The sequence below is a fragment of the Pseudomonas sp. LS2P72 genome, from assembly GCF_054897865.1.
Map to the genome: position 1 here is coordinate 1,237,364 of NZ_CM142708.1, position 25,921 is coordinate 1,263,284.

23 protein-coding genes are annotated in these 25,921 nt (G+C 61.3%); 10 read left to right on the top strand and 13 right to left on the bottom strand.

The genetic code is table 11. The features are described from left to right. Positions 1-189 precede the first annotated feature (189 nt). Together ACYZUA_RS05680 and ACYZUA_RS05685 are read left to right on the top strand one after the other, a co-directional pair. Entirely contained in the window at positions 190-1,299 is a 1,110-nt protein-coding gene (locus ACYZUA_RS05680) for a DUF3182 family protein (RefSeq protein WP_461962344.1), read from the top strand. After that, a complete protein-coding gene (locus ACYZUA_RS05685) occupies positions 1,289-2,056 on the top strand; it encodes an alpha/beta hydrolase family protein (protein WP_461962345.1) in 768 nt (255 codons plus the stop codon). The genes ACYZUA_RS05680 and ACYZUA_RS05685 overlap by 11 nt, the downstream gene beginning before the upstream one ends. Positions 2,057-2,183: 127 nt before the next feature. On the opposite strand, the gene ACYZUA_RS05690 is transcribed toward ACYZUA_RS05685, so the two are convergent. From ACYZUA_RS05690 to ACYZUA_RS05705, 4 genes are read right to left on the bottom strand one after another with little or no spacing between them, the layout of a single operon-like run. Beyond that, the gene (locus tag ACYZUA_RS05690; RefSeq protein WP_461962346.1) at positions 2,184-3,170 is read right to left on the bottom strand and encodes a lysylphosphatidylglycerol synthase domain-containing protein; all 987 of its coding nucleotides are present in this window, start codon (positions 3,168-3,170) and stop codon (positions 2,184-2,186) included. Next, complete coding sequence (gene clsB, locus ACYZUA_RS05695) at positions 3,170-4,453, bottom strand: cardiolipin synthase ClsB (protein WP_461962347.1); 1,284 nt, start codon at positions 4,451-4,453, stop codon at positions 3,170-3,172. The genes ACYZUA_RS05690 and clsB overlap by 1 nt, the downstream gene beginning before the upstream one ends. Further along, positions 4,450-5,247: an endonuclease/exonuclease/phosphatase family protein gene (locus tag ACYZUA_RS05700; RefSeq protein ID WP_461962348.1), complete on the bottom strand. Its 798-nt coding sequence runs from the start codon at positions 5,245-5,247 to the stop codon at positions 4,450-4,452. Before ACYZUA_RS05700 ends, clsB begins: the two co-directional genes overlap by 4 nt. Beyond that, positions 5,244-6,170: a DUF72 domain-containing protein gene (locus ACYZUA_RS05705; RefSeq protein WP_461962349.1), complete on the bottom strand. Its 927-nt coding sequence runs from the start codon at positions 6,168-6,170 to the stop codon at positions 5,244-5,246. Before ACYZUA_RS05705 ends, ACYZUA_RS05700 begins: the two co-directional genes overlap by 4 nt. Before the next feature lie 483 nt (positions 6,171-6,653). Here ACYZUA_RS05705 and ACYZUA_RS05710 point away from each other — a divergent pair, with 483 nt between their 5' ends. Then, positions 6,654-8,777, top strand: coding sequence for a mechanosensitive ion channel family protein (locus ACYZUA_RS05710; protein ID WP_461962350.1), 2,124 nt, complete (start codon positions 6,654-6,656; stop codon positions 8,775-8,777). Between the two features lie 106 nt (positions 8,778-8,883). Here ACYZUA_RS05710 and ACYZUA_RS05715 read toward each other — a convergent pair whose 3' ends face one another. Further along, entirely contained in the window at positions 8,884-13,200 is a 4,317-nt protein-coding gene (locus ACYZUA_RS05715; protein WP_461962351.1) for a DEAD/DEAH box helicase, read from the bottom strand. A gap of 329 nt (positions 13,201-13,529) precedes the next feature. Here ACYZUA_RS05715 and ACYZUA_RS05720 point away from each other — a divergent pair, with 329 nt between their 5' ends. Then, positions 13,530-14,414: a sugar nucleotide-binding protein gene (locus ACYZUA_RS05720; RefSeq protein ID WP_046053235.1), complete on the top strand. Its 885-nt coding sequence runs from the start codon at positions 13,530-13,532 to the stop codon at positions 14,412-14,414. Next, positions 14,407-15,336 carry an NAD-dependent epimerase/dehydratase family protein gene (locus ACYZUA_RS05725; RefSeq protein WP_461962352.1) on the top strand — a complete coding sequence of 310 codons (930 nt, stop codon included), beginning with the start codon at positions 14,407-14,409 and terminating at the stop codon, positions 15,334-15,336. The genes ACYZUA_RS05720 and ACYZUA_RS05725 overlap by 8 nt, the downstream gene beginning before the upstream one ends. A gap of 148 nt (positions 15,337-15,484) precedes the next feature. On the opposite strand, the gene ACYZUA_RS05730 is transcribed toward ACYZUA_RS05725, so the two are convergent. The 5 genes from ACYZUA_RS05730 to ACYZUA_RS05750 form a co-directional block, all read right to left on the bottom strand. Then, positions 15,485-16,183, bottom strand: a complete 699-nt coding sequence (locus ACYZUA_RS05730; protein ID WP_095131430.1) for an OmpW/AlkL family protein — start codon at positions 16,181-16,183, stop codon at positions 15,485-15,487. A gap of 234 nt (positions 16,184-16,417) precedes the next feature. Next, on the bottom strand, positions 16,418-16,936 hold the full coding sequence (locus ACYZUA_RS05735; RefSeq protein ID WP_461962353.1) for a DUF3299 domain-containing protein: 519 nt from the start codon (positions 16,934-16,936) through the stop codon (positions 16,418-16,420). A gap of 11 nt (positions 16,937-16,947) precedes the next feature. Continuing rightward, the gene (locus ACYZUA_RS05740) at positions 16,948-18,213 is read right to left on the bottom strand and encodes an ABC transporter permease (RefSeq protein ID WP_461962354.1); all 1,266 of its coding nucleotides are present in this window, start codon (positions 18,211-18,213) and stop codon (positions 16,948-16,950) included. 1 nt (position 18,214) lies between these two features. Then, on the bottom strand, positions 18,215-18,925 hold the full coding sequence (locus ACYZUA_RS05745) for an ABC transporter ATP-binding protein (protein ID WP_461962355.1): 711 nt from the start codon (positions 18,923-18,925) through the stop codon (positions 18,215-18,217). A 131-nt stretch (positions 18,926-19,056) separates the two neighbouring features. Further along, positions 19,057-19,641 (bottom strand): DUF2796 domain-containing protein, encoded by a 585-nt coding sequence (locus tag ACYZUA_RS05750; protein ID WP_461962356.1) that lies wholly within the window; start codon positions 19,639-19,641, stop codon positions 19,057-19,059. Between the two features lie 135 nt (positions 19,642-19,776). Between ACYZUA_RS05750 and ACYZUA_RS05755 the strand changes: the two genes are divergently transcribed. Further along, positions 19,777-20,124, top strand: coding sequence for a hypothetical protein (locus ACYZUA_RS05755; protein ID WP_461962357.1), 348 nt, complete (start codon positions 19,777-19,779; stop codon positions 20,122-20,124). A gap of 70 nt (positions 20,125-20,194) precedes the next feature. Here the strand turns inward: ACYZUA_RS05755 and trxA are convergent, their stop codons facing one another. From trxA to ACYZUA_RS05770, 3 genes are all read right to left on the bottom strand, one after another. Next, positions 20,195-21,067: a thioredoxin gene (gene trxA, locus ACYZUA_RS05760; protein ID WP_461962358.1), complete on the bottom strand. Its 873-nt coding sequence runs from the start codon at positions 21,065-21,067 to the stop codon at positions 20,195-20,197. Between the two features lie 171 nt (positions 21,068-21,238). Then, positions 21,239-21,895: a class I SAM-dependent methyltransferase gene (locus tag ACYZUA_RS05765; protein ID WP_461962359.1), complete on the bottom strand. Its 657-nt coding sequence runs from the start codon at positions 21,893-21,895 to the stop codon at positions 21,239-21,241. Continuing rightward, positions 21,892-22,356, bottom strand: coding sequence for a YbaY family lipoprotein (locus ACYZUA_RS05770; RefSeq protein WP_461962360.1), 465 nt, complete (start codon positions 22,354-22,356; stop codon positions 21,892-21,894). The genes ACYZUA_RS05765 and ACYZUA_RS05770 overlap by 4 nt, the downstream gene beginning before the upstream one ends. Before the next feature lie 128 nt (positions 22,357-22,484). On the opposite strand from ACYZUA_RS05770, the gene nrdR reads away from it, so the two are divergent. From nrdR to ribBA, 4 genes are read left to right on the top strand one after another with little or no spacing between them, the layout of a single operon-like run. Continuing rightward, positions 22,485-22,949, top strand: a complete 465-nt coding sequence (nrdR, locus tag ACYZUA_RS05775) for a transcriptional regulator NrdR (protein ID WP_003228656.1) — start codon at positions 22,485-22,487, stop codon at positions 22,947-22,949. Then, complete coding sequence (ribD, locus tag ACYZUA_RS05780; protein WP_461962361.1) at positions 22,946-24,079, top strand: bifunctional diaminohydroxyphosphoribosylaminopyrimidine deaminase/5-amino-6-(5-phosphoribosylamino)uracil reductase RibD; 1,134 nt, start codon at positions 22,946-22,948, stop codon at positions 24,077-24,079. Before nrdR ends, ribD begins: the two co-directional genes overlap by 4 nt. Before the next feature lie 46 nt (positions 24,080-24,125). Next, positions 24,126-24,788 carry a riboflavin synthase gene (locus ACYZUA_RS05785; RefSeq protein ID WP_008033746.1) on the top strand — a complete coding sequence of 221 codons (663 nt, stop codon included), beginning with the start codon at positions 24,126-24,128 and terminating at the stop codon, positions 24,786-24,788. A 16-nt stretch (positions 24,789-24,804) separates the two neighbouring features. Beyond that, the gene (gene ribBA / locus ACYZUA_RS05790) at positions 24,805-25,896 is read left to right on the top strand and encodes a bifunctional 3,4-dihydroxy-2-butanone-4-phosphate synthase/GTP cyclohydrolase II (RefSeq protein WP_033059428.1); all 1,092 of its coding nucleotides are present in this window, start codon (positions 24,805-24,807) and stop codon (positions 25,894-25,896) included. Positions 25,897-25,921: the final 25 nt, after the last annotated feature.

Consider the following 25,921-nt stretch of genomic DNA (forward strand, 5'->3'; position numbering starts at 1 on the left):
GGGTCGGTGGAAGGCTTGAGTCGTGCAAAATGCCGGAATCTTGAAGGCTGTCGTGCAGAATCAAACAGGCAGGGTGCCATCACGCTTTCCGTAACTTGCTGATTTTAAAAACGTTTATCTTCTGCCCTCCTTGGCCTGATCTCTGCACCCCTTCAACTACATTCATCAAGCGCAGTTGAAGGGGGACGCATGACCCCAGCAAATCGCAAGAAACTGGTGGTCGCCCACTCAGTGCGCCCCGAGGCTCCGATCCACGAAGTAGAAACCAATCGTGCGCTGGCGCGTTGGCTGGCGCAGGTCCTGGGACTTAAATACGGCGGCAGTTACGACCCGAAACTGCATAACGGCCGAGACCTTTATCTGCTGCCAACCCAGACGCTTGTTGGCGTCGATGCCGCCCGGCAATTGGGCGTCAAGGGACCGGAGGATTTGTGGGGCGGTTACGTCGACCATGATTTCATCTGCACCAAAGCCATCAGTCACGGGTTGCGCAACAAAAATGCTCACGCCCCGGAAGGCTGGTCACCGTTGTTTTCCGAACGCGTGCGCAGCGTGGTGCTCGACGGCCTCAGTGTTTTTTCCATGGACGATGCGCGCCCTGCGGCGGAACATCTGCTCTACAGCGGCCCGATCCGCATCAAACCTATTCATGCCTGCGCCGGACGCGGTCAGGAAGTGATCAAAAGCCTCGACCGGTTCGATGCCTTCCTCGCCAGACCCGAGGCCAAAAAGCTGTTCACCGAAGGCGTGGTGCTGGAGCAGGACCTGGACCACGTGATCACCCACAGCGTCGGTCAGAGTTTTATCGGCGACACGGTGCTGAGTTATTGCGGTGATCAATACTTGACCGAAGACGGTCAGGGCGAGCAGGTTTATGGAGGGTCCAACCTGCTGGTGGTGCGGGGTCACTACGACGATTTGCTCGAACTGAAACTGCCGGACGATGTTCAGCTGGCGATCCGTCAGGCGCAAGTGTTCGACCGTGCCGCGGATGAGGCTTATCCCGGTTTCTACGCCTCGCGGCGCAATTACGACATCGCCCAAGGCGTGGACAGTACCGGCAAACAGCGCAGCGGTGTGCTCGAGCAGTCATGGCGGATGGGCGGTGCCAGCAGCGCCGAAGTCGCCGCCTTGCAAAGCTTCGTCAATGACCCCGGGATGCGCGTCATTCGCGTGTCGTCGGTCGAGACCTACATCGACCAGCCGCTGCCGGCGGACGCCATCGAGGTGTATCGCGGACCGGCGCAAAACAGTGACTTTCTCCTCAAGTACGTAACGGTTAAATCCTATGACGGCTAGAAGCGAAACCATTCAAATCGACATCGACAATGAACAGATGATCGGGACTTTTCTCAGTCCAAAATCGAAAGTGCCCGGCGTGCTCTTTGTGCACGGTTGGGGCGGCAGTCAGGAGCGGGACCTGGAGCGGGCCAAAGGCATCGCCGGTCTGGGTTGCGTGTGCCTGACGTTCGACTTGCGCGGGCACACCGGGGGGACCGGTGGCACCGGTATTGCGCTGAGCCGAGTGACGCGCGAAGACAACCTGCGCGACCTGCTGGCGGCGTATGACCGCTTGCTCGCGCACCCGGCGCTCGATACATCGGCGATTGCCGTGGTCGGCACCAGTTATGGTGGTTACCTGGCCTCGATCCTGACGTCATTGCGTCCGGTGCGCTGGCTGGCGCTGCGGGTGCCGGCGCTGTATCGCGATGATCAATGGCACACGCCCAAACGGGACCTGGACAAGCTCGATTTACGTGATTACCGGCGCACGTTAGTGCGCGCCGACAGCAATCGTGCGCTGCATGCCTGTTCGCAATTTACCGGGGATGTGCTGCTGGTCGAATCAGAGACGGACGACTATGTGCCCCACGCCACCATCATGAGTTACCGAGCTGCGTGTCAGCAGACTCATTCGCTGACCCACCGGATCATCGACGGCGCCGATCACGCCTTGAGCGAGCCTGTTTCGCAACAGGCGTACACCTCGATCCTGGTGGACTGGATCACCGAAATGGTGGTGGGCGAGCGGTTGAGCATTATTCAATCCAGTTAATATTTGCGGTGTTCTTGCGGTCATTCGCGAGCAGGTCGAATCGTCGCACCGTCGCTCCCACATTTGATCACGGTCCAATGTGGGAGCGAGCCTGCTCGCGAAGGCGGCATCCGCCTTGCCACCATTCTCAAGAAGGTTTCTTCGCAATCCGCAACGACTTGGCCTTGGCTTCCACGATCAGGTACATCACCAGGGTAATCAGTAGCGGCAGGATGAAATAGATCGCCCGATAGGCCAGCAATCCGGCCACCAGGCTTCCTCGAGACGCTTGATGTTGCAGCAGCGCCACGAACACCGCCTCCAGCACACCAAGCCCGGCAGGAATGTGCGTGATGACGCCAGCAATCGCGCTGATCAACAACACCCCAAGCACCAGTGGGTAATCCAGCTTGTTCGGCAGCAAGGTGAAAATCACCGCCGCCATCAGCGACCAGTTCAGCGCCCCGAGGGCCAGTTGCAGCACTGCCATGCGCAGGGACGGCAGGTTGATTTCCACCCCGCGTATTGCCCATTCCCGCCGCCTGGAAAACTGACACGCCACCAGATACCCCGCGCTCACCAGCAGCAACAACACGCCCACACCTTGCAACGCACCCGTGCTCAGCTTCCAGCCTGGCGGCATTCGCACCAGCCCACTGCTGAACACCGCACCGGCAATCACCATGTAACCGAACCAGTTGGTCGCCAGGCTCAACCCGAGAATTTTCGCGATGTTGCCCTTGCTCACCCCGAGTCGCGAATACAGCCGATAACGCATGGCAACACCGCCGACCCACGCGCTCAGATTGAGGTTGAAGGCATAGCTGATAATTCCCACCGGCAGGATCTGCTTCCACGTCAGGTCCTGGCGAATGTAGGTACGGCCGATCAGGTCGAAGCAGGCGTAGACCAGAAAACTCACCAGGGTCAGGCCGGACGCGATGATCAGTGTGCGCACCTTGAAATCTGCGAGGTTGTCGAACACTTCATCCCATTCAATGCGCTGGGCAAGCATCGTGAACAGCACGATCAGCGCCAGGAAAAACAGCATAGTCAGCGGCCGTTTCCAGCGACTCCAGCGGGATTTGGGCGGGGTGTCGGCGTGGGCCGCCGGTTGTGTTTCAGAGTGGCTCATCAGGTGTCGCTCCCGGCGGAATGGGAAAAAGGTTTCAGGCGCGGTTTATGCGCCGGCAGCCAACCGGCCCAGGCGGGGAAGTGCCGCAGGAAGTGAAACACCAGAAAACCGACGGTCATGTGCCAGACCCGCCCGCGCGGGGACTTGTCTGCGGACATGACCTTGCAATGGTTGTTACTCAGGTCTTCGAGGCGCTCGAACAGGTCGCGGTTGAAGGCGCGATCGCGGATCAACACATTGGCTTCCAGGTTCAAGGACAGGCTCAACGGGTCGAGGTTGCTCGAGCCGACTGTGCTCCAATCCTCATCCACCAGCGCGACCTTGCCGTGCAGCGGACGATCGCAATATTCGTAAATCTGCACGCCGGATTTGAGCAGGTAGTCATAGGTCATGCGCGCGGCAAGTTTGGCCACCAGCATATCGGGCTGACCTTGCAGGATCAGCCGCACATCGACGCCACGGCGCGCTGCGTTGCGGATCTCGCGCAGCAGTCGATAGCCCGGGAAGAAGTAGGCATTGGCGATCACCACTCGACGCTGGGCACTGCGCAGCACCTCCCGGTAAACCTCTTCGATGTCGGTCGGATGCTCGCCGTTGTCGCGGTGCACCAGGCGAACCTGTCCGTCATGATCGGTGAATGCCAGTTCCGAGCGCCGCTGCCTGCGGCGTTGCCACCAGTATTTGGCGCGAGCCGGGCGACCGCTTTGCAGCAAGGCGAAGTGATGGATGTCGGCCACCGCCGGGCCTTGCACTTCAACGGAATAATCCTGCTTGGCCTCAGGGCCGAAGTCAGCCAGATGGTCGGCCGAAAAGTTGATGCCGCCGATGAACGCAATCGTGCCGTCGACCACCACGATCTTGCGGTGCAGGCGGCGGAACCAGTTGGTGCGGATGCCCAGATGTTTGGGCGCAGGGTCGAAAATCTGGATGCGCACGCCGGCCTCACTCAGGGCGGAGAGGTATCCCGTGCTCAGTTCACCGCAGCCAAAGCCATCGAGACTGGCGCTGATCCGCACGCCGCGTTGAGCGGCGGCGATCAGTACTTCCTGCAGCTCATTGCCGACTTTGTCCTCAAACACAATAAAGGTTTCCAGCAGGATTTCAGTCTTCGCCTGACGCATGGCCTCGAACACCCGAGGGAAATACGCTTCGCCGTTTTCCAGCAGCTCTACGCGGTTGTTGCCATGCCAGCCATATTCGACGTCGACCACGCCCGGTTCACGGATCGGCGGGGTTGTGGATAAGTGCTCCACGTTGGTTTTATCCATCGATGGGCTGCTCATAGCTCGATCTCCACCGATAGCGGTGCATGGTCGGAAAGGTGTGACCAGGGCCGCGCGGCTAGCACTTGCGGATGACTGGCCTTGAGGTTGCGCACGTAGATGCGGTCAAGGCGCAGCGCCGGCAATCGCGCTGGATAACTGCGCGCCGGTTTGCCGTGCAGTTCAGCGAAAACTTCCCGTAAACCGCAGGGTGTGAGCAGTGCATCGGCACGCTGGCGCCAGTCGTTGAAGTCACCGGCAACGATCACCGGGGCATCGCGCGGCAGTTCTTCGAGGCGCTGAGCCAGCAACTGGAGTTGCTCGGTCCGGTGGGTTTCGCGAAGTCCCAGATGCACGCAAATGGCATGCACTTCCCGGCCGTCACCGGGCAGGCGCAGCACGCAATGCAGGATGCCGCGGGTCTCGTGACCGCTGATGGAAACGTCGAGGTTGTCGTGGCGAATAATCTGGAATTTCGACAGCAGCGCATTTCCGTGATCGCCCGCCGGATAGACCGCGTTGCGCCCATAGGCGAATTGCGGCCACAGTGTGTCGGCGAGGAACTCGTATTGCGGCATCGCCGGCCAATTGCTGTAGCGCTGGGGATGATGCTCGTGGGTGCCGTGGACTTCCTGCAAAAACACCACGTCGGCGGACACGCTGCGCACCGCTTCGCGCAATTCGGGCAGGATGAAACGCCGATTGAGCGCGGTGAACCCCTTGTGCGTGTTGACCGTCAGCACGGTAAAACGGCGCACGGAGGTGATGATGGTTTGCTGTTCGTCGGTGGTGCCGACCGGTTCGGAAATGCTCATGACAGCACTCCTTCGGCGGCCCGTTCACCGGGACGGGTGGCGAGGTCTTTATCCAGATGAAAGCGCTCCAGCAAGCGGCGGGCATCGAAGGGCGCGCGGACTTTGATGTCGTTGTCGAAGTAGCAAAACACCTCACGGGACTTGCGCGCCTTGGGCTTTTGCCGGGGTGCGATCAGCTGCGGGTCGGGCGGTTGCTGGCCGTGGTACCAGGCCTCGATCCGGTCGCCCCAGCGTTTCAGAGCCTCGGGGGTGTAACCGCTGGCATAGAGTTCTTCGGCACCGTGCAGGCGCAGGTAAACGAAGTCGCTGGTGAGGTCTTCGCGGTACGGCCATTTGCCGGCGGTGTCGGCGATAACCAGCGCAGCATTGTGGCGTTTGAGCAGGCGGATGAAGGCGGGGTCGACGAAGCTCTCGTTTCTGATTTCTACGGCATGGCGCAACGGCTTTTTCCCGTAGGCCTTCAGGCTGGCGTGACCGTTCACGTGCGAATCATGCTGGCGGGCGAGGGCGGCGGCCTCTTCGGTGTTGTGGGGCAACTGCTCCAGAAAGGTTTCGAACAGCTCGGCATCGAATTTGAAATTGGGCGGGAATTGCCAGAGGATCGGGCCAAGTTTTTCTTTGAGTTCCAGCACCCCGGACGCAAAGAAATTCGCCAGGGGTTTATGGATCTCCCGCAGTCGCCTGATGTGGGTGATGAAACGCGGGGCCTTGACGCTGAAAACGAAGCCCCTCGGGGTTTCGGCGTACCACTGGGCATAACGTTCGGGCCGTTGCAGGGCGTAAAACGATCCATTGATTTCGATGCTGTTGACCGCCCGTGAGGCGAATTGCAATTCGCGCTTGTGGGTCAGCCCCTTTGGGTAGAAATCCCCCCGCCAGGGCGTGTAGCGCCAGCCTGAAATACCGATGTGGATCGCCGCCATGTCGCCTCCCGTCTAATGGTCTTCGGACTACCGCTGTCTTTTGATGACTGCGGGGCGAGCGAGAAAGTTTCGACGGGACTACGGACGGTTGAGCGACGGTTAGTGGCCGGCGACCACTCGGGTCGAGGCTTCAGCGGGTTCGGATTGATTGATGGAGCGCAGTGTGGGGGTTTGGGGTGTGTGGAAAAATACAGAGATGGGTATTGGATATTTGCCTTGCGCGCAAAGATCAAAAGCTACCCCCTCACCCCAGCCCTCTCCCCCAGGGGCGAGGGGGAAAGGGAGCAGATTTGTGTTGTTTTCAAACCTGAGTGCGACTCGATATTTCAGGTCGATGTAGCGCCAAGAGCACCTCGGTAGGCTCCCTCTCCCTTGGGGAGAGGGCTGGGGTGAGGGGATAGCCCTTGATTTCACCCCAAAAACAGAACTTGCCTACAATTCCCCGATCAGTTCCTTACAGACCCTTTCGCAGGAGCGCCGCGTTTGTTCAAGTTCAAGACCGCGATACTACTGGGGGCATTGCTGATTCTGGGCAGCAATGAGCTGGAGGCTGCCGCACTGCCGGGTGTGTCGGCCACCGCCGCGACACCGCTGGCACACCCCGAACCGCTGGTACAAGGTGGTTTGCTGGGTGCGATCAGTTCGAGCATTGAGGAGGTCCAGGGAAAACTCGATCTCAACGAGGACCTGCTGGACGCCTGGCGTCTGCGTGCAGACCGGGCGGCGGTTGAGGTGGATCAACTGGTCAATCATCCGTCGTCCCGCTCGAGCTGGAGCGTGGCGGGGGATTTCCTGCTGTTGTCCGGCGTATGGATTGGCGTTTTCGCGCTGCTCTGGTTGTTTGGCGGGCTGCTCGCCAAACGTCTGTGCCAGAACCGCCTGCTGCTGACTCGCGAGCGCGGTCAGGCCTTGCTGGGTTATGTGTTGCCCTACACGATTCCGGCGCTTATCAGCTTGCCGCTGACGCTGTATGTCAGCCACTTCCTGCAAGTGTCCGCCGGCCGGGCGCTGGCATTGTGTTTCGCCTATGCCACCAGCAGCGGCATTTTCGCCGCGTCGTTGCTGTTGTCGCTGGTGGTGCTGTTCAACGCCGGCCACAAACGCCGGGCGGTGCAGATTATTCGTCAGTACAGCCCACGTCCGCTGTTTTTCATCGGCTTCCTCGTGGCCCTGAGCGACGCCTTGACCAGCCCGCAGATCGCCCGCCTGCTCGGCGGCAATCTCACCAGCAGTGTCGCGGTGTTTACCGGGGTGGCGGCCTCGGTCACCTTTGGCCTTCTGGTGATCAAGATGCGCCGTCCGGTCGCCCATCTGATCCGCATCTTGCCGTTGCCCCAGCGCCTCAGTCAGCCAGCCTTGCGTGAAATGCTGCGGATCTTTTCCGGGCTCTGGTACTGGCCGATTCTGTTGATGGTGCTGGTGTCGGTAATCAACCTGATCGGCATCGGCGATGACAACCAGAAAGTACTGCGCTGTGCGCTGTTTACCACGGTGTTGCTGATTGCGACGGTGTTTCTCAGCACGTCGCTTCATCACCTGTTCAAGTCGCGCAATGAGTTGGCCGTGCGCCGCAGCAGTGCCTACAAAGAGCGCTTTCTCGGCCTTTCGCACGCGTTGCTGCGCATCGCTCTGGCGATTGTGTTCATCGATGTCCTGGGGCGCATCTGGGGTGTGTCGCTGTTTGAGTTTGCGGTGAGCAATTCGGTCGGCCGGGCGATCAGCGATTCCCTGAGCCGTATCGGTTTGATTTTCCTGGTGACCTGGATGGTCTGGGTGGTGTTGGACACGGCGATTCAGGAAGCCCTGAAACCACCCGTCAGCAAACGCTCGGCGCGCCAGCCCAGCACCCGGGTCAAAACCATCCTGCCGCTGCTGCGCAACGCGATCAAAATCATCCTGGTGGTGATCTGCGCGATCACCACCATGGCTAACCTGGGGATCAACGTTGCTCCCTTTCTGGCCGGTGCCGGTGTCGTGGGGCTGGCGATCGGCTTCGGTTCCCAGCAACTGGTGCAGGACGTGATCACCGGGTTGTTCATCATCATCGAAGACACGTTGTCGATTGGCGATTGGGTGGTGCTCGATTCTGGCCACGCCGGCACTGTCGAAGGCCTGACCATCCGCACCTTGCGCCTGCGTGACGGCAAGGGGTTTGTGCACTCGGTGCCGTTCGGTCAGATCAAGGCTGTGACCAATCAATCGCGGCAATTCGCCTATGCGTTCTTTTCGGTGCAATTCACCTACGACACCGATGTCGACAAGGCTATCGAGTTGATCCGCGAGGCTGGTGATTCCATCCGCGAAGACGCGTTCCTCAAGTACAACCTGCAAGGGCCGCTGGATGTGTTTGGTGTCGACAAGATGGACCTCAACGGCGTGGTGCTGACGGCACAGTTCCGCACCGTGTCAGGAGGACAGTACGCAGTGAGTCGGGCGTTCAACCAGCGTTTGAAAAAGCTTGTGGATAACAGCCCATGGGTGCATTTCGCGCAGACTTATCCACAGCAGGTGTTGATGCCCAGACAGGCTGTCGAGTCGATGCAAAACGATGGACTTGCACCGGAGCATTCATCGGTGTTCCTGCCGGATCAGCCGCGCACTCAATGATTTGTGTTGGGGCTGATGGCCTCATCGCGCGCAGGCTCGCTCCCACATTTGATCGCATTCCCCTGTGGGAGCGAGCCTGCTCGCGATGAGGCCAGTGCCGACAACATCAATGCCGGATCAGTTTGTTGTGCAGCTCGGCAGTTGATTGCTGATCCAGCTCCAGCCAAAAAAGCTGCTTGCCGGCAATCTCGGCAGCGGCCGGCAGACCATCGCGATACACCAATCGATTACTCGCTAACGCCGGCACCTTCGCACCGGGTAAAAGCGTCCCGGCGAGGTTCAGCGGATCAACCCCGCACACGGCAATCAAACTTCCGTCATGCGGCCGTCGCCGCACCTCGCGCAGTAATGGAATAGCCTCGGGCAACGCAAACTGTTCACCGGCCAAACCACTGACAAACCGCCCGCCACGAATCTCGCCGCGAGCTTCCAGGCGATGGAAAGTGCGCAGCAATTCCCGCCAGCTCGGCAACCAATCCGCTTCACGTTCCAGCAAGCGCCAGAACACCACGCCGTAGCGCCGGAGCAAGGTCATGGCGATGTGTTCAAGGGTGTCGGTCGGCGTCGGTGCCGGACGTTTATTGTCCACAACCGGAGTTTGCGCGCCGCGTCGCAGCAAGGCCCAGCGCCCGGCATCGTCCATCCCGCCGGCAAACGCTCCGCGCCTGCGTCGGCTGCTGCGATTCTGGCGTTTGCTGGCCGGGGTGATCAGCGCTCGCAGACCAGCGAAGCTGTCGGCATTGACCAACCCGGCGCCGACCAATTCCTGCAAGGCGATTTCCAGTTCCGAGCGCAGCAGATGAGCCTCGTGAGACAGCTCATCGAAAAACAGTGCGCCGTGTTGGCTCAGGGCTTCGTAGACTTTTTGCGTCTTCGGCGACAGTTCGCTGACCGGCGTCTGCTCGGTCAACCCGCTCCACAACCCGACCTGACTGCGCGGCAACAGCAGAATCGGTGTGCTGCGCAGCGCCGTGCTGGCGCTCTTGTTGCGCGCGGTCAGGCGAGTCCACACCAGTTTGCCGCTGCGGCACAGGTCATCCAGCCAACTGGCCGAATAGTCTTTTATTCGCGCCGGCAAAATATCGCTGTCCCAGGCTGAAGCGGCGGCGGGGTAGCCTTCGAACTGACCGACAATCGCGGGCAACACTGCGCTGCCTTGTCCTTGTGTTGCGGCGGACAGGTGCTGCCAGTCGAACAGGAAGCGCATGAAATCCTGCAACGCCACGGGTTCGATTTCCCGCCGCAGCCGCTTGACGGTGTAGCGGTGAATCCGCGCCAGCAGGTGCCGCTCGCACCATTCTTCTTCAGCTGTGCCGGGCGTGAATTGACCGCGCAGCACATAGCCTTCGCGTTCCAGTTGCGCCAACGCCTGGGTGACTTGAGTCGCCGGTAAACCGAGCGGTTCGGCAATCGCGTTCAGCGGCAACGGACCGAACGCACTGAGCCGCGCACGAATCACTTCCAGCACCGCGTCATCCGGCGCCCAGACTTCATCGAACCCGGGCAGCGCCTCCAGCGGTGGCTGCAAAATCGCTTGTGGATAAATCGCCCGCAAACAGGTCAGCCGCTCCAGTGCCAACCACAGCGCGTGCCCGGCATTGACTTGCAAGCGGCTGGCGCGACCGCTGCCGGCCAAGGCGTTCAGCCAGTCGAGCCAGTCTGGATTGGCCTGGGCCTCGGCGTCGGAGATGCACGCAAGGCTCATCAACGCCTCATGCATTTCATCGACGCCCGTCGGCGTTGGCCAGGCTTCCTCGCGCACGGCTTGAATCGCGTCCGCATCCAGCGCACCGAGGTCGTCGGTGGACTGCGGGTCGCTCCAGCGACGGTTGAGTACCGCTTGAGTGCGGCGCTCTTCCAGCGGCGCGTCGTCGAGAAAGGTGTAGGGCCGGGCACTGAGAATTTCCGCTGCCAGCGGCGAGGGCGCTGGTAAATCGCGGCTGATCAGGCGGATGTCGCCACGTTCCATGCGCCGTAACAACGCCAGCCAGCCTTCGCTGTCCATGGCTTCGTGCAGGCAATCGTCGAGGGTCTGTTCCACTAGCGGATGGTCGGGAATTTCGCGCTCGCCGGCGAGGTTTTCCACGCAGGCGATCTGGTCGGGAAACACGCAGGCGATCAGGTCTTCGCTTTTCATCCGCTGGATCTGCGGCGGGACTTTGCGGCCGCCACTGTAGCGCGGCAGCGCCAGCGCGACCCCGGCATTCCAGCGCCAACGCACACCGAACAGCGGCGCATCGAGCACGGCTTGAATCAGGGTGTGCTCGGCGCTGTTGCTGTGCAAATAGCGCCAGACGTCATCGAGTTCAAAACTGTGGCTGGTGGACAGCGACAGGACGATGGCGTCTTCGCTGGCGGCAGCCTGCAGTTCGAAGTTGAAGGTGCGGCAGAAACGCTTGCGCAGGGCCAGGCCCCAGGCGCGGTTGATGCGGCTGCCGAACGGCGTGTGAATGATCAATTGCGTGCCGCCGGACTCGTCGAAAAACCGCTCCATCAGCAGCGTGTCTTGTGACGGCAGGGCGCCCAATGTCAGGCGCGCACGGGCCAGGTAATCGACCAGTTGTTCTGCGCTGGCGAGGTTCAGACCGAGGGTGTCGGTCAGCCAGTCGATTGCAGGCTGCAGGTTGCCGGGCGTGGCGCCGAGCAGCTCATCGAGTTGCGCTTGCAGGCGCGCCACGGCGAACGACAGTTCAGCGCTGCGTCCCGGCGCTTCGCCGAGCCAGAATGGAATGGTCGGCGGTTGGCCCTGCGCGTCTTCGACCCGGACCTTGCCGGTTTCGACCCGCAGAATCCGGTAGGAGGTGTTGCCCAACTGGAAGACATCCCCGGCGATGCTTTCCACCGCAAAGTCTTCGTTGACGCTGCCGATGTTCAGCCCTTGGGGTTCGAGTAAAACGCTGTAGTCGGCGTTGTCCGGGATCGTCCCGCCACTGGTCACGGCCGTCAGTTTGGCGCCCCGGCGACCGCGCAAGGTGCGGGTCACGGCGTCGCGGTGCAGGTAAGCGCTACGGATGCCCAGGCGTCCGTTGTAGCCTTCGGCGAGCATCTGCAGCAGCGCTTGATAGTGTTTGTCGTCGAGTTCGCGGTAGGGCGAGGCGTTGCGGAACATCTCCAGCAGTGCCTGCTCGTGCCATTCCTGGCAACTGACCTCGGCGATGATCTGCTGGGCCAGCACGTCCAGCGGTGCCTTGGGGATCAGCAGCGTGTCGAGTTCGCCGCGACGCACACAGTCGAGCAGGGCGGCGCATTCGATCAGGTCGTCGCGGGTGGTGGCGAACAAACGGCCCTTGGGCGTGCCGCCGACCTGGTGCCCGGAGCGGCCGACCCGTTGCAGGAACCCGGCAATCGAACGCGGCGAAGCAATCTGACAGACCAGGTCGACATCGCCGATATCGATCCCCAGTTCCAGGGACGCCGTGGCAATCAGCACTTGCAGCTCGCCGCGCTTGAGCCGCTGTTCGGCGTCGAGACGAAACTCCTTGGCCAGACTGCCGTGGTGGGCGGCTACCGCCTCCTTGCCGAGGCGTTCGCTCAAGTGACGGCTCAGGCGTTCGGCGAGGCGTCGGGTGTTGACGAAAATCAGCGTGGTGCGGTGTTCGCGGGCGAGGGCGGCGAGGCGGTCGTAGACCAGTTCCCAGATGTCGTTGGCCATCACCGCCGACAACGGCACGGGCGGCACTTCGATGTCCAGATCCCGCGGGCGGGCGTGGCCGATGTCGATGATTTCGCACACGCGACCACGGCCCACCAGAAATTGCGAGACGGCTTCGATGGGTTTTTGTGTGGCCGACAGGCCGATCCGCATCAGCGGTTGCGCGCATAACGCTTGCAGCCGCTCGAGGCTCAGGGCCAGGTGACTGCCGCGCTTGCTGGCGGCGATCGCGTGAATTTCGTCGACGATCACCGTACGGGCAGTGCTGAGCATTTGTCGGCCGGAGTCGGAACCTAACAGCACGTAAAGGGATTCCGGTGTGGTCACCAGGATATGCGGCGAGGTCTTGCGCATCGCCGAGCGGTCTTTTTGCGGGGTATCGCCGGTACGCACGGCGGTGTTGATCTGCAATTGCGGCAGGCCCATCTCGCGTAACTGCTCGGTGATGCCGGCCAGCGGGTTTTGCAGGTTGATTTGTATGTCGTTGGATAAGGCTTTAAGAGGCGAGACGTAGACCACCAGGGTTTCATCCGGCAGATGGCCGCCGTTGGCCATTGCGCGGTGGACCAGGTCGTCGATGACCGCGAGGAACGCGGTGAGGGTCTTGCCGGAGCCCGTGGGTGCGGCGACCAGGGTCGAACGGTGCTGGCGGATCAACGGCCACGCCCGGGCCTGGGCGGCGGTGACCGTCGGGAAGGTGTTGTTGAACCAGGCGCTGACGGCGGGGTGGAAGCCTGCCAGGGCGCTGTCCGTCGGGATTGGCAGATTCATGCAGTAATTTATGCGGGCGGAGGGCTGAAGATGCAAGTACCGCTCAAGCCCTCTGGTGGTCATTCGGGCCCCTTCGCGAGCAAGCTCAGCTCCTACAGTGGATTTGCGTCGTACACAAAATCTGTATCTCACAGAGATTAACTGTAGGAGCCGAGCTTGCTCGCGATAGGGCCGGAACAGGCGCCGCCGTTCTCAGGTATCTACACTTTACGGATGACGGTTGCGCACTAAACCCGCAAAATGCAACGATTCCGGCAACTATCGACGGCATCGCCCGCGAGCGGTGTCGATAAAGCCATTGTTTCAATCAGACTGGGCCTGCTGACTCTATGCGAATGCGCCTTATGTTACTGGGCGGCGGAAATGCCCTTGGGCAGGCGCTGATTCGCCTCGGTGCGGAGGAAGACATCGGCTTCCTCGCCCCCCGCCCACCGCAAGACGGCTGGGACGCCGCGACCCTGACGCAACTGCTCGACGATACCCGTCCGGACGCGTTGATCAACCTCGCCTATTACTTCGACTGGTTTCAGGCGGAGACGGTCAGCGAACAGCGTCTGGCCGGGCAGGAACGGGCGATCGAGCGTCTGGCCGAACTGTGCCAGCATCACAACATTGTGCTGCTGCAACCGTCGAGCTATCGGGTGTTCGATGGCTCCCGGGCGACGGCCTACAGCGAAAAAGACGAACCGGTGCCCTTGGGTCTGCGCGGTCAGGCCTTGTGGCGGATCGAACAAAGCGTGCGCGCCACCTGCCCGCAACACGTGTTGCTGCGATTCGGCTGGCTGCTGGATGACAGCCCCGACGGCACCCTCGGGCGTTTCCTCGGCCGCGCCGAACTGCCTGAAGAATTGCTGATGGCCGACGATCGTCGGGGCAATCCGACGCCGGTGGATGATGCCGCCCGGGTGATCATCTCGGTCCTCAAGCAACTCGATTGCTCGGCGCCGCTGTGGGGCACCTACCATTACGCCGGTCATGAGGCGACCACGCCGCTGGCGCTTGGGCAGGCGATCCTCACCGAAGCACGCGCGCTGCATCCGCTGGCCATCGAAGCGCCGACCGCCCAGGCTCACGCCGCGCGACCGGACGCCGCCGAAGAGCCGCAACACGCGGTGCTGGCCTGCAAGAAAATTCTGCACACTTTCGGGATCAAGCCCCGCGCCTGGCGTGCGGCACTCCCGGGCTTACTGGATAGGTTTTATCGCCATGGCTGACGGCCCTGTTTTAATCACCGGCGGCGCCGGTTTCATCGGCTCGCACCTCACCGATGCCTTGCTCGCCAAGGGCCATTCGGTGCGCATTCTCGATGACCTCTCCACCGGCAAACGCAGCAACTTGCCGCTGGACAAACCCGGCGTCGAACTGATCGTGGGCGATGTCGCCGATGCCGCGCTGGTCGCGCAGGCGATGCTCGGTTGCAGCGCTGTGGCACACCTGGCGGCGGTGGCGTCGGTGCAGGCGTCGGTGGATGATCCGGTGAAGACTCACCAGAGCAATTTCATTGGCTCGCTGAATGTCTGCGAAGCCATGCGCCAGACCGGCGTCAAGCGCGTGCTGTACGCGTCCAGCGCAGCGGTCTATGGCAACAATGGCGAAGGCGAGTCGATCGACGAAGACACACCCAAGGCACCGTTGACGCCCTACGCTTCGGATAAATTGGCGAGCGAGTTTTACTTTGATTTCTACCGTCGCCAGCATGGTCTGGAGCCGGTGATTTTTCGCTTCTTCAATATCTTCGGCCCACGCCAGGACCCGTCCTCGCCGTACTCCGGGGTGATCAGCATTTTCAGCGAGCGTGCGCAGAAGGGCCTGCCGATCACCGTGTTCGGTGACGGTGAGCAGACTCGCGATTTCGTCTACGTCGAAGACCTGGTCGACTTGCTGGTGCAAGCCATCGAGAAACCGCAGGTCGAAGTCGGCGCGGTCAACGTCGGCTGGAACCAGGCCACGACTCTCAAGCAAATGCTTGAAGCCCTTGAAGCAGTGGTCGGTCAATTGCCGCCGGTGAGCTATGTCCCGGCGCGCTCCGGTGACATCCGCCACTCGCGAGCGAACAATCAGCGTTTGCTGGAGCGCTTTACCTACCCGGAGCAGACACCGATGCGTGTCGGCCTGGCGCGGTTGTTGGGGCACTGAGGTTTTCCGCGGCCATGAAAAAGGCGCCTGTCGAGGCGCCTTTTTTATTCCAAATTTTTGTTGTCTGGGCTGACGTCTTCGCGAGCAGGCTCGCTCCCACAAGGAATCACCTAACCCCTGTGGGAGCGAGCCTGCTCGCGAAGGGGCCTTAGAATTTGTAACCCAGGCCAACCATGTAGATGAACGGGTCTACGTCCACATCGACCTTGGCGCGAGTACCCTGTGCCACTGCGTTATTTTGCACGGTCGCGGTGGTGTCGATGTCGATGTAGCGCACCTGGGCGTTGATCATGATGCTGTCGGTCAGCATGTAGTCGGCGCCGACCTGGAACGCCATGCCCCAGGAGTTATCCGCCTTGAAATTGCTGAAACCGTTGGCGCTGGCTTCGCTGCCAACGTGCTCGTCGTAGATCCAGGTGTAGTTGATACCGGCGCCGACATACGGCTGGAACGCAGACTTGGCGTCCAGTGGGTAGTACACAATGCTCAGCGTCGGTGGCAGGTGTTTCAGCGTACCGAGTTTGCCGTTGGCCGCGCCGAGGGCGGTGCCTTTGAGCTTCACGTCATGCTCGAACGGCGAGGCCGCCAGCAGCTCGATCCCCCAGTGGCTGTTGAGCATGTAAGCGAAGTTCAGACCCAGTTGCGTGTCACTGCTCATGGTCGCCTTGCCGCCCAGATCGGCACCCTTCAGCGGACCTTGATCGACCTTGACGCTGGAGCTGTCGGCTTTCGGGTTGACGGTGATTGCACCGGCACGAACGATGATATCGCCGGCTTCGTGGGCGTAGGCTAACGGTGCTGCGAGCGCGAGGGCAAACAGCGAAGCGCTGAGCAAGGACTTGTGCATGGAGGGCTCCAAAGGACGTTTAAAATTTTTGATGTCCAATGGTACGGAGCTGTCTGATACGGTCTTTTGACTCAGCTCAATGAAACAGTGATGGCCCTGATTTTGTTGGCGCCTCTGATGGCCTCATCGCGAGCAGACTCGCACCCACATTGAATCTGTGCATCAACACAAATCCCCTGTGGGAGCGAGCCTGCTCGCGATTGGCGGCCTGACAGCGACACAGAATTGCTGGATTCACTCCGGCAGTTCATACACATAAATCTTGTCAGCCTGCATCTGATACCCGGCATCCGCCAACTCGCTGGTCGACGCTTTAACCTGCAAGGCCCCTTCGATCCAGTACGGCTGATACAACTCGTCGAGCTTCACACCCACCTCGCTTTTGACGTGCACGATCTGGTTCGACGGCGGTGGCGGCACGTGGATGCAGGCGCCGAAATAAGGCACCAGCAGAAACTCGGTGGTGCGACCTTCTTCGCTCACTTCCAGTGGCACGATGTAGCCCGGCAACCGAATGTTCCGGCCGTCGAGGCTTTTCACCACCGGTGCATTGGGCATGTCTTGCTTGGCCGCGGGCGCCGATTCGGCGGCCAACGCGTTGCCCATCTGCGACAGGTCGTGCAGCGGCGTCATGTTCGGCACTTCCGGTGCGGCGTCTGGCGGGATCATTTCCGACCAGGTCAGGTCTTTCGGCTCGGCCGCCCACAGGGGCAAGGCGACCAGCATCAACAGCGCAAGCAAAGCGCGGGGCATATTCAACGTCCTCATAAACGGATCGACAGGCCATCGGCCAAAGATTGGCGATACGCGCGCCAGGCCGGCACGCTGCCCATCAGCAACGCGGCGATCAGGATGCCACCGAGCAGCGCCCATTCATATTCGCTCGGCCAGGCCAGCGGCAGGTACAAACCGTAATTGGCTTGCACATAACCTTGTGCCAAGGCGATGCCCACATACAAAAGACCCACACCGGCAATCACGCCCGACAGCGCCAGGGCAAACGCCTCCAGCACCAGCAACGTTGCGATGTGCCACGGCCGGGCACCCACCGAACGCAGAATCGCCATCTCCCGACGACGTTCGTTGAGGCTGGTGAGGATCGCCGTGAGCATGCCGATCAGCCCGGTCAGCACTACAAACAGCGAGACCACGAACAAGGCTTTTTCCGCCGTGCTCATCAAACTCCACAGCTCTTGCAGCGCCACGCCCGGCAGGATCGCCAGCATCGGTTCACCCCGGAATTCATTGATCTCGCGCTGCAGCGCGAAGGTCGAAATCTTGCTGTTGAGGCCGAGCATGAACGCTGTGATCGCTTGCGGCGTCAGGTCCATGTTGCGCGCCTGATCGGCACTGATCCGACCGTTGCCGCGCGCCGGCACACCGTTGTGCCAGTCGACGTGAATCGCTTCCATGCCGCCGAGGCTGATGTGCAACGTGCGGTCCACCGGGGTGCCGGTGCGTTTGAGAATGCCGACCACGGTGAACGGCTTGTCGTCGTGCTTGACCAGACTGATCACCGCGACGCCGTGGGCCAGCACCAGTTTGTCGCCGAGTTTGTAATGCAGCGCATCGGCCACTTCGGCACCGAGCACCACTTCAAATGGGTCAGTAGCAAAGGCGCGGCCATCGGCCAGTGCCAGATGTTGTTGATGTCCGTACTGGTAATGTTCGAAGTACGCCTCGGTGGTGCCCATCACCCGATAACCGCGATGGGAGTCGCCGAGGGACATTGGGATTGCCCACTTCACTTTCGGGTTGTTGGCGAAGTGTTCGAAGCTGTCCCAACGGATGTTGTTGGTGGCGTTGCCGATGCGGAACACCGAGTACAGCAGCAGGTTCACCGAACCGGAACGTGCGCCGACGATCAGGTCGGTACCGCTGATGGTGCTGGCGAAACTGGCCTTGGCTTCGGTGCGCACCCGTTCCACGGCCAACAGCAGGCAAACCGACAGGGCAATGGCGAACGCGGTGAGGATCGCGGTGAAGCGGCGGTTAGCCAGGCTGGCCATGGCTAGACGAAACAAATACATCTCAGACCTCGGACGGGGTGGCGGCGCGATTGAGATCGGCCAGCGACAGGTGGCGATCAAACAGCGGTGCCAGGCTCTGGTCATGGCTGACGAATAGCAGGCTCGATCCGGCTTCGCGGCATTCGGCGAACAGCAAGCGAAGGAAGTTCTCGCGAGCGTCGTAATCCAGGGCCGAGGTCGGTTCGTCGGCGATCACCAATTCAGGCTGACCGATCAACGCGCGCGCAGCGGCCACCCGTTGCTGCTGGCCGATGGACAGAGAATCGGCGCGACGACTGAGGATGCTCTCATCCTTCAGGCCCAAGTGGGCGAGGAGGGTGGCCGCCGCCTGATCGACGCTGCCGTGGCGCTGTTTCGCCCGTTCGGCACGCAGTTTGGAGAAGTGGCAGGGCAGCTCGACGTTCTCGCGTACCGAAAGAAATGGCAGCAAGTTGAACTGCTGGAAGATGTAGCCAGTGTGATCGACCCGGAAGCGGTCGCGAGCGCCGGCCGAGAGTTCGGTCAGCTCCTGGCCCAGCAATCGGATGCTGCCGCGATCAGGCTTCTGCACACCGCCGAGCAAACCGAGCAGGGTGGTCTTGCCACTGCCGCTGGGGCCTTTGAGGAACAGGGTTTCGCCTGGCATAAGGCGAAACGCCGGGATGTCCAGCAGTGGCGGATGACCGGGCCAACTGAAGCCCAGGTCGGACAGTTCGATGAGTGCTTGGGTCATTTAACCAGTTTCATGAATGTTGATGACCTGTAGGAGCTAGGCTTGCCCGCGATGAACGATGACGCGGTCTTCGCGAAAACCGCAGCGTCTGTATCGCGGGCAAGCCTTGCTCCTACAGGGGCGGTAGTGGATCAGAATTTCAGGGCGGCAGCCTTGGCCGTCACTTCGACCCCTTGCTGTCCGCTCGGGCTGATCAGTTGTACCTGAATTTTCTGGGTTGCCGGGAACGTGTTGAAGATGTTCGCCAGGTCCAGGTTTTTCAGCGCGCCGGGTGCCGAGCAGCTGAATTGATAATGAGCGTGGATTTCGCTGTGGTCGTGGTGATGCTCGTCCTTGCCCGCTTCGTCGTGATCATCATCGGCATCGGGTTTGTCACCGAACAGCGGACTTTCCAGTTCCTGAGTCGCAACCACGCAACCAGCGGCTTTCGGCAGGTTGAACAGCACCAGCGGTTTCTCTAGCTGCGCACGAACGGCGGCGACTTTGGCTTTGTCAGCGTCGGTGGTGGCGGCGTGTTCGAAACCTACCAGGTTCATCGCCGGGCTTTCCAGTTCCAGCTCCAGGGTCTGACCGTCCAGCGCTGCGTTCAGGCGACCGACACCATGTTCGTGGGCGCTGAGGCTGCCGTGCTCATGGTCATGGTCATGTTCATCGGCAGCGTGGACGACGGCCAGCGGCAACAAGGCAAACGGCAAAGCGAGAAGCAGACGGCGCATGGCGGGTCTCCGAAAAGTAAAATGAAGAGTTTGTTATGTAATCTTATAACGTAAGTGCGGAGAGTTTGACCGCCTGCTTGGCGTTGCACAAGTCCCATGGGAGCATGCAAGTCAGAAATGTGCAGGAGCAGACTTATGTTGCGTATACGCGGAAGTATCGGCGACTGGCCGGTGGATTTGACGCTGGAGATGGATGACGGCGACTGGGCACGGCTCGGTGCGCAGTTGCAGGTGGTGAAACCGGAGGCTGGTGCGGCACCGGCAAAACCGATCAATCAGGATGATGCGCTGTGGCAGATCGCCAGGGATTTGCTGCGCAAGGCCGGGCAATTGAGCGGGCCGGATTTGCTGGATCAGTTGGAAGGACTGACTGGCAGCGCGGCGTCGGGCAAGCGGTTGCTGGTGCGCTTGCGCCACTGCTCTGATGTGAAAGTGACGAGCGGCGGGGATACGCCGCTCTACAGCTGGCAAGAGCCAGCGTAGGAGCACAGCTTGCTAGCGATGGCGTCCATGAGATCGCAATCGCCGGCAAGCCGTGCTCCTACAAGGTTACTTAGTACAGCGCAGCAAACAACTTGCGGCGGTACGTGGTCACCAGCGGGTGATCGTTGCCCAGCAGTTCGAACACCTGCAGCAAGGTCTTGTGCGGCAAACCTTCGCTGTAGCTGCGATTGCGGATGAACAGCTTGAGCAACGCATCCAGCGCAGCGTCGTACTGCTGGCGGGCCAGTTGCTGGATCGCCAGCTGATAAACCGCTTCATCGTCCTGCGGATTTTTCGCCAGACGCGCTTTCAGGTCTGCCGCATCCGGCAAATCCTTGGCCTGACCGAGGAACTGGATCTGCGCCTTGGCACCGGCCAGGGCGGCCTTGTGCTCATCGCTCGTGACCGCATCGAGTACGATTTGCGCCTCGCCCAGCTCGCCACGTTCAGTGAGGCAACGGGCGTAGAGAATCAGCGCCTTTGCGTTGGTGTTGTCTTCGCCCAGCAGCACTTTCAGTGTGGCTTCGGCGTCGGCAAAGCGGTTGTCATCAAACAGCGCCTGAGCTTGCTCAAACGGATCGGCAGCAGCCGGTGGCGGCATTTGCACGTGAGGTTCGAGCATGGCGCGTACTGCGGATTCCGGCTGTGCTCCGGCGAAACCATCCACCGGCTGACCGTCCTTGAACAGCACCACCGTCGGCAGGCTGCGAATGCCGAAGCGCGACACGATGTCCGGCTCGACGTCGCAGTTGACCTTGGCCAGCAGCAACTCGCCCTGATAGCTCTCGGCGATGGTTTGCAGCATCGGCATCAACGCCTTGCACGGCGCACACCATTCGGCCCAGAAGTCCACCAGCACCGGTTTGTGGAAAGAGTTCTCGATCACTGACTGCTCGAAATCGGCAGTCGTGGCGTCGAAGATGTACGGCGTTTCCTGACTCATGGGGGATCTCGTAAAAGCGTGAATGGGGCAACTATACGACTTGGCGGGGTGTGGCTGAAAGTGTGGTCAGTCTGACAGATTGCCTTCGCGGGCAAGCCTCGCTCCTACAGGTTTAGCGTCGCGTTCAATATCGGCGCGGACCTGTAGGAGCGAGGCTTGCCCGCGAAGCTTTTAGCCGCGCCGCGCGTGGTAGAGGCTCACATACCGAAACTCTTCGGGCTCGGCCAGATCCGGCAGGGTCATCGCTTCCAGCATCTCGATGCGCTGATACAACGGGTGGCGAAAATCCCTCACGCGTGAATCGGCCACCAGGGCTTGCTGGCCGCGACTCAGGAATTCATCGAGCAACGGCAGATTCGCCCGGTCGTACAGCACGTCGGCCACCAGAATCAGATCAAAGCGATCCGCTTCGGCGAAAAAGTCCGTCGAGTAGTTGAGGTGTACGCCATTGAGTTCGGCATTCGCCCGACACGCAGCGATCGCCAGCGGGTCGAGGTCACAGGCCACCACTTCCAGCGCTCCGGCCCTGACTGCCGCGATCCCCGCCACCCCGGAACCGGCGCCGAAATCCAGCACCCGTTTGCCCTCGACCCAGTGCGGGTTCTGGGCGAGATAGCGGGCGACCGCCAGCCCACTGGCCCAGCAAAAACTCCAATAGGGCGGCTCATGCAGAATCCGCCGGGTTTCTTCCGGGCTGAACGCGCGGTCCATGTTGTCGCCGTCGATCAGCCAAAGCTTCAGGTCGGTGTCCGGTAATTCACAGGCAACCAGTTGTGCGTCACCGAGCAACTCACCCAGCGCCTGTTGCAGGTCGAGCGGTGCAATCATGGCGCTTTGACGAATTGCAGCTGACCCAGCACTTGCGTCGTTGGCTGGCTGATGACTTGCGACGGCAGATGCAAAATCAGCTGCCCGGACTGGCTGGCGCGGCCCCGCAGTTCAACGCGGGCACCGGCCGGGAAGGATTCCGGGTTGAAACGCAGGTGAAACGGCAGAATCTGATTGGTGCCGATCAGGCTGGAACTGGCCAGCAATTGTTGCGGACGGTCCTTGTCGTCGATCACCAGCAGCGCCAGTTCGACTTCGGCGCCGGCCGGCACGCCTTGCAGGGTGCCGCTCAATTCACGCTGATACGCGGGCAGCGGGCCGAGATTGGCCGATTCCCTGGCTTTCTTCTGTGCCTGCTGTGGCGCGGGGCCTGGCGTCGGCGGCTGGGGCTTGGGCGCATCGCTGCTGCAGGCCACCAGCAGGCTGAAAAGACTGAGCAAAACGAGCGGTCTTAGGGACATTTTCGGCTCCAGCAAGGTGAAATCCATGGATCTAGCTCTATAGCCCGACTGTATACCGCAAACCCTATGGCTTGTCTTGCCACGGGGATGCGCTACCATGGCCCTCCCTTTTTTTGTTGCCTGCCACCATGCACTGTCCCTTCTGCGGTGCCAACGACACCAAGGTCATCGACTCGCGTCTGGTCGCCGAGGGCGAACAGGTGCGCCGCCGGCGCGAATGCCTGGCCTGCGGCGAGCGTTTCACGACATTCGAGACGGCCGAACTGGTGTTGCCGCGCCTGATCAAAACCGACGGCAGCCGCCAGCCGTTCGACGAAGAAAAACTCCGCGCCGGCATGCAGCGTGCGCTGGAGAAGCGCCCGGTGAGTGTCGAGCGCCTGGAATCGTCGCTGGTGCATATCAAACACAAACTGCGCGCCACCGGTGAGCGAGAGGTTAAATCCCTTGTCGTCGGTGAACTGGTGATGGCCGAGCTGCAAAAGCTCGACGAAGTCGCTTACATTCGTTTCGCCTCCGTGTATCGACGCTTCCAGGACCTCAACGAGTTCCGCGAAGAGATCGATCGCCTGGCCAGAGAGCCGGTGAAAGAATGACCACCTCTTCCGAACAAGCCATCCTCGACGCCCATTACATGGCCCGTGCTCTGGAACTGGCGCGCAAAGGCCATTACACGACCCACCCCAACCCTCGGGTTGGCTGCGTGATCGTGCGGGACGGGCAGATTGTCGGCGAAGGCTGGCACGTGCGCACCGGCGAACCCCACGCCGAAGTCCACGCCCTGCGCGCCGCCGGCGATAAAGCTCGAGGTGCCACCGCTTACGTGACCCTCGAACCTTGCAGCCACCACGGACGTACGCCGCCTTGTGCAGATGCGCTGGTACATGCGGGTGTGGCTCGGGTAGTCGCGGCGATGCAAGACCCGAATCCGTCGGTTGCCGGTCGCGGCATGCAGCGCCTGGCCCAAGCCGGCATCGCTATCGAAAGCGGCGTGCTGGAAGGCGAAGCGCGCAAGCTTAATGAAGGTTTCCTCAAGCGCATGGAGCACGGCTTGCCGTTCGTGCGGGTCAAGTTGGCCATGAGCCTCGACGGCCGAACAGCGATGGAAAGCGGCGAAAGCCAATGGATTACCGGTCCTGCGGCGCGTTCGGCGGTACAACGTTTGCGCGCCCAGGCCAGCGTAGTGTTGACCGGCGCCGACACGGTGCTGGCAGACAACGCTCGCCTCACCGTGCGTGCCGATGAGCTGGGCCTGGATCCTGAGCAAACGGCCCTGGCCATGAGCCGTCCGCCGCTGCGTGTGCTGATCGACGGCCGCCTGCGGGTGCCGCTGGACGCGCCGTTCTTCAAGGCCGGGCCTGCATTGGTCGCCACGTGCATGGCGATCGAAGAGCAATACGCCAACGGTCCGGAATGCCTGATCGTGGCGGGCGAGGACGGCTTGGTCGACCTGCGCAAACTGCTGGTCGAACTCGCCGCCCGTGGGGTCAATGAAGTGCTGGTTGAAGCGGGGCCGCGTCTCGCCGGGGCTTTCGCTCAGCAAGGGCTGGTCGACGAATTCCAGATTTTCATCGCCGGCAAGTTTTTAGGTTCGTCTGCGCGTCCGTTGCTTGATTGGCCGCTCGCGCAAATGAAGGATGCGCCTGAACTCAAAATCACCGAAATTCGCGCGGTTGGCGATGACTGGCGAGTCATCGCCATTCCTTCGCCAGCGGCGAGCGTATAATTCCGGGCCTGCGCCACGCGACGGCCCTGTTCTCGAGGAGGACTCCATGTTCACCGGCATCATCGAATCCATCGGCAGTATTCGTGCATTGACCCCAAAAGGCGGAGATGTGCGGGTACACGTAGAAACCGGCAAGCTCGACCTGAGCGACGTCAAACTGGGCGACAGCATCGCGGTCAACGGCGTGTGCCTGACCGCGGTTGAGTTGCCAGGCAACGGCTTTGCGGCGGACGTCAGCCGCGAAACCCTCGACTGCACCGCCATGAATGATCTGAAAAGCGGCAGCCCGGTCAACCTGGAAAAAGCCCTGACCCCGACCACTCGCCTCGGCGGGCATCTGGTCAGCGGCCACGTCGATGGCGTGGGCGAAGTGGTTGCCCGTACGGAGAATGCTCGCGCGGTGGAGTTCCGCATCCGCGCTCCCAAAGAGCTGGCCAAGTACATCGCCCATAAAGGCTCGATCACCGTCGACGGCACCAGCCTGACCGTGAACGCGGTCGATGGCGCCGAGTTCCTGCTGACGATCATTCCGCACACCCTGAGCGAAACCATCATGGCGTCTTACCAGCCAGGTCGCCGGGTGAATCTTGAAGTTGACTTGCTGGCACGTTATCTGGAACGCCTGCTTTTAGGCGATAAAGCCGCAGAGCCAACCTCCAGCAACATCACCGAAAGCTTTCTGGCCGCCAACGGCTACCTCAAATCCTGACCCAAGGGGGTGCCTTGTGGCGCTCAATAGCATCGAAGAACTGGTTGAAGACATCCGCCAAGGCAAGATGGTCATCCTCATGGATGACGAAGACCGCGAGAACGAAGGCGACCTGATCATGGCCGCCGAGTGCTGCCAGCCTGAACACATCAACTTCATGGCCAAGCACGCCCGTGGCCTGATTTGCATGCCGATGAGCCGCGAGCGCTGCGAACTGCTGAAGCTGCCCTTGATGGCGCCGCGCAACGGTTCCGGCTTCGGCACCAAGTTCACCGTGTCCATCGAAGCGGCCACCGGCGTGACCACCGGCATTTCTGCCGCCGACCGTGCGCGTACAGTGCAAGCGGCTGCCGCGAAAGACGCCAAGGCTGAAGACATCGTCAGCCCCGGCCACATCTTCCCGCTGATGGCTCAGGCTGGCGGCACCCTCGCTCGTGCCGGCCACACCGAAGCGGCGTGCGACCTGGCGCGCATGGCCGGTTTCGAGCCGAGCGGCGTGATCTGCGAAGTGATGAACGACGACGGCACCATGTCCCGTCGCGCGGAGCTGGAAGCGTTTGCTGCCGAACACAACATCAAGATCGGCACCATCGCCGACCTTATTCACTACCGGATGATCCACGAACGTACCGTTCAGCGGATTGCCGAGCAGCCGCTGGACAGCGAACTGGGCCAATTCAACCTGGTGACCTATCGTGATTCCGTGGAAGGCGACGTGCACATGGCCCTGACCCTGGGCACCGTGTGCGCCGAAGAGCCGACGCTGGTTCGGGTGCACAACATGGACCCGCTGCGCGACCTGTTGATGGTCAAGCAGCCTGGCCGCTGGAGCCTGCGCGCCGCGATGGCGGCGGTTGCCGAGGCCGGCAGCGGCGTCGTGCTGTTGCTCGGACACCCGCTCGATGGCGACGTGTTGCTGGCGCATATCCGCGAAACCGCGGAGCACGTACCGGCGAAAAAACCGACCACCTACAGCATCGTCGGTGCCGGTTCGCAGATCCTCCGGGACCTGGGCGTACGCAAAATGCGCCTGATGAGTGCGCCAATGAAATTTAATGCGATATCCGGTTTCGATCTGGAAGTTGTAGAATACGTGCCCTCCGAATAATGACTGGTTGTTTCCAGTCCTTGAT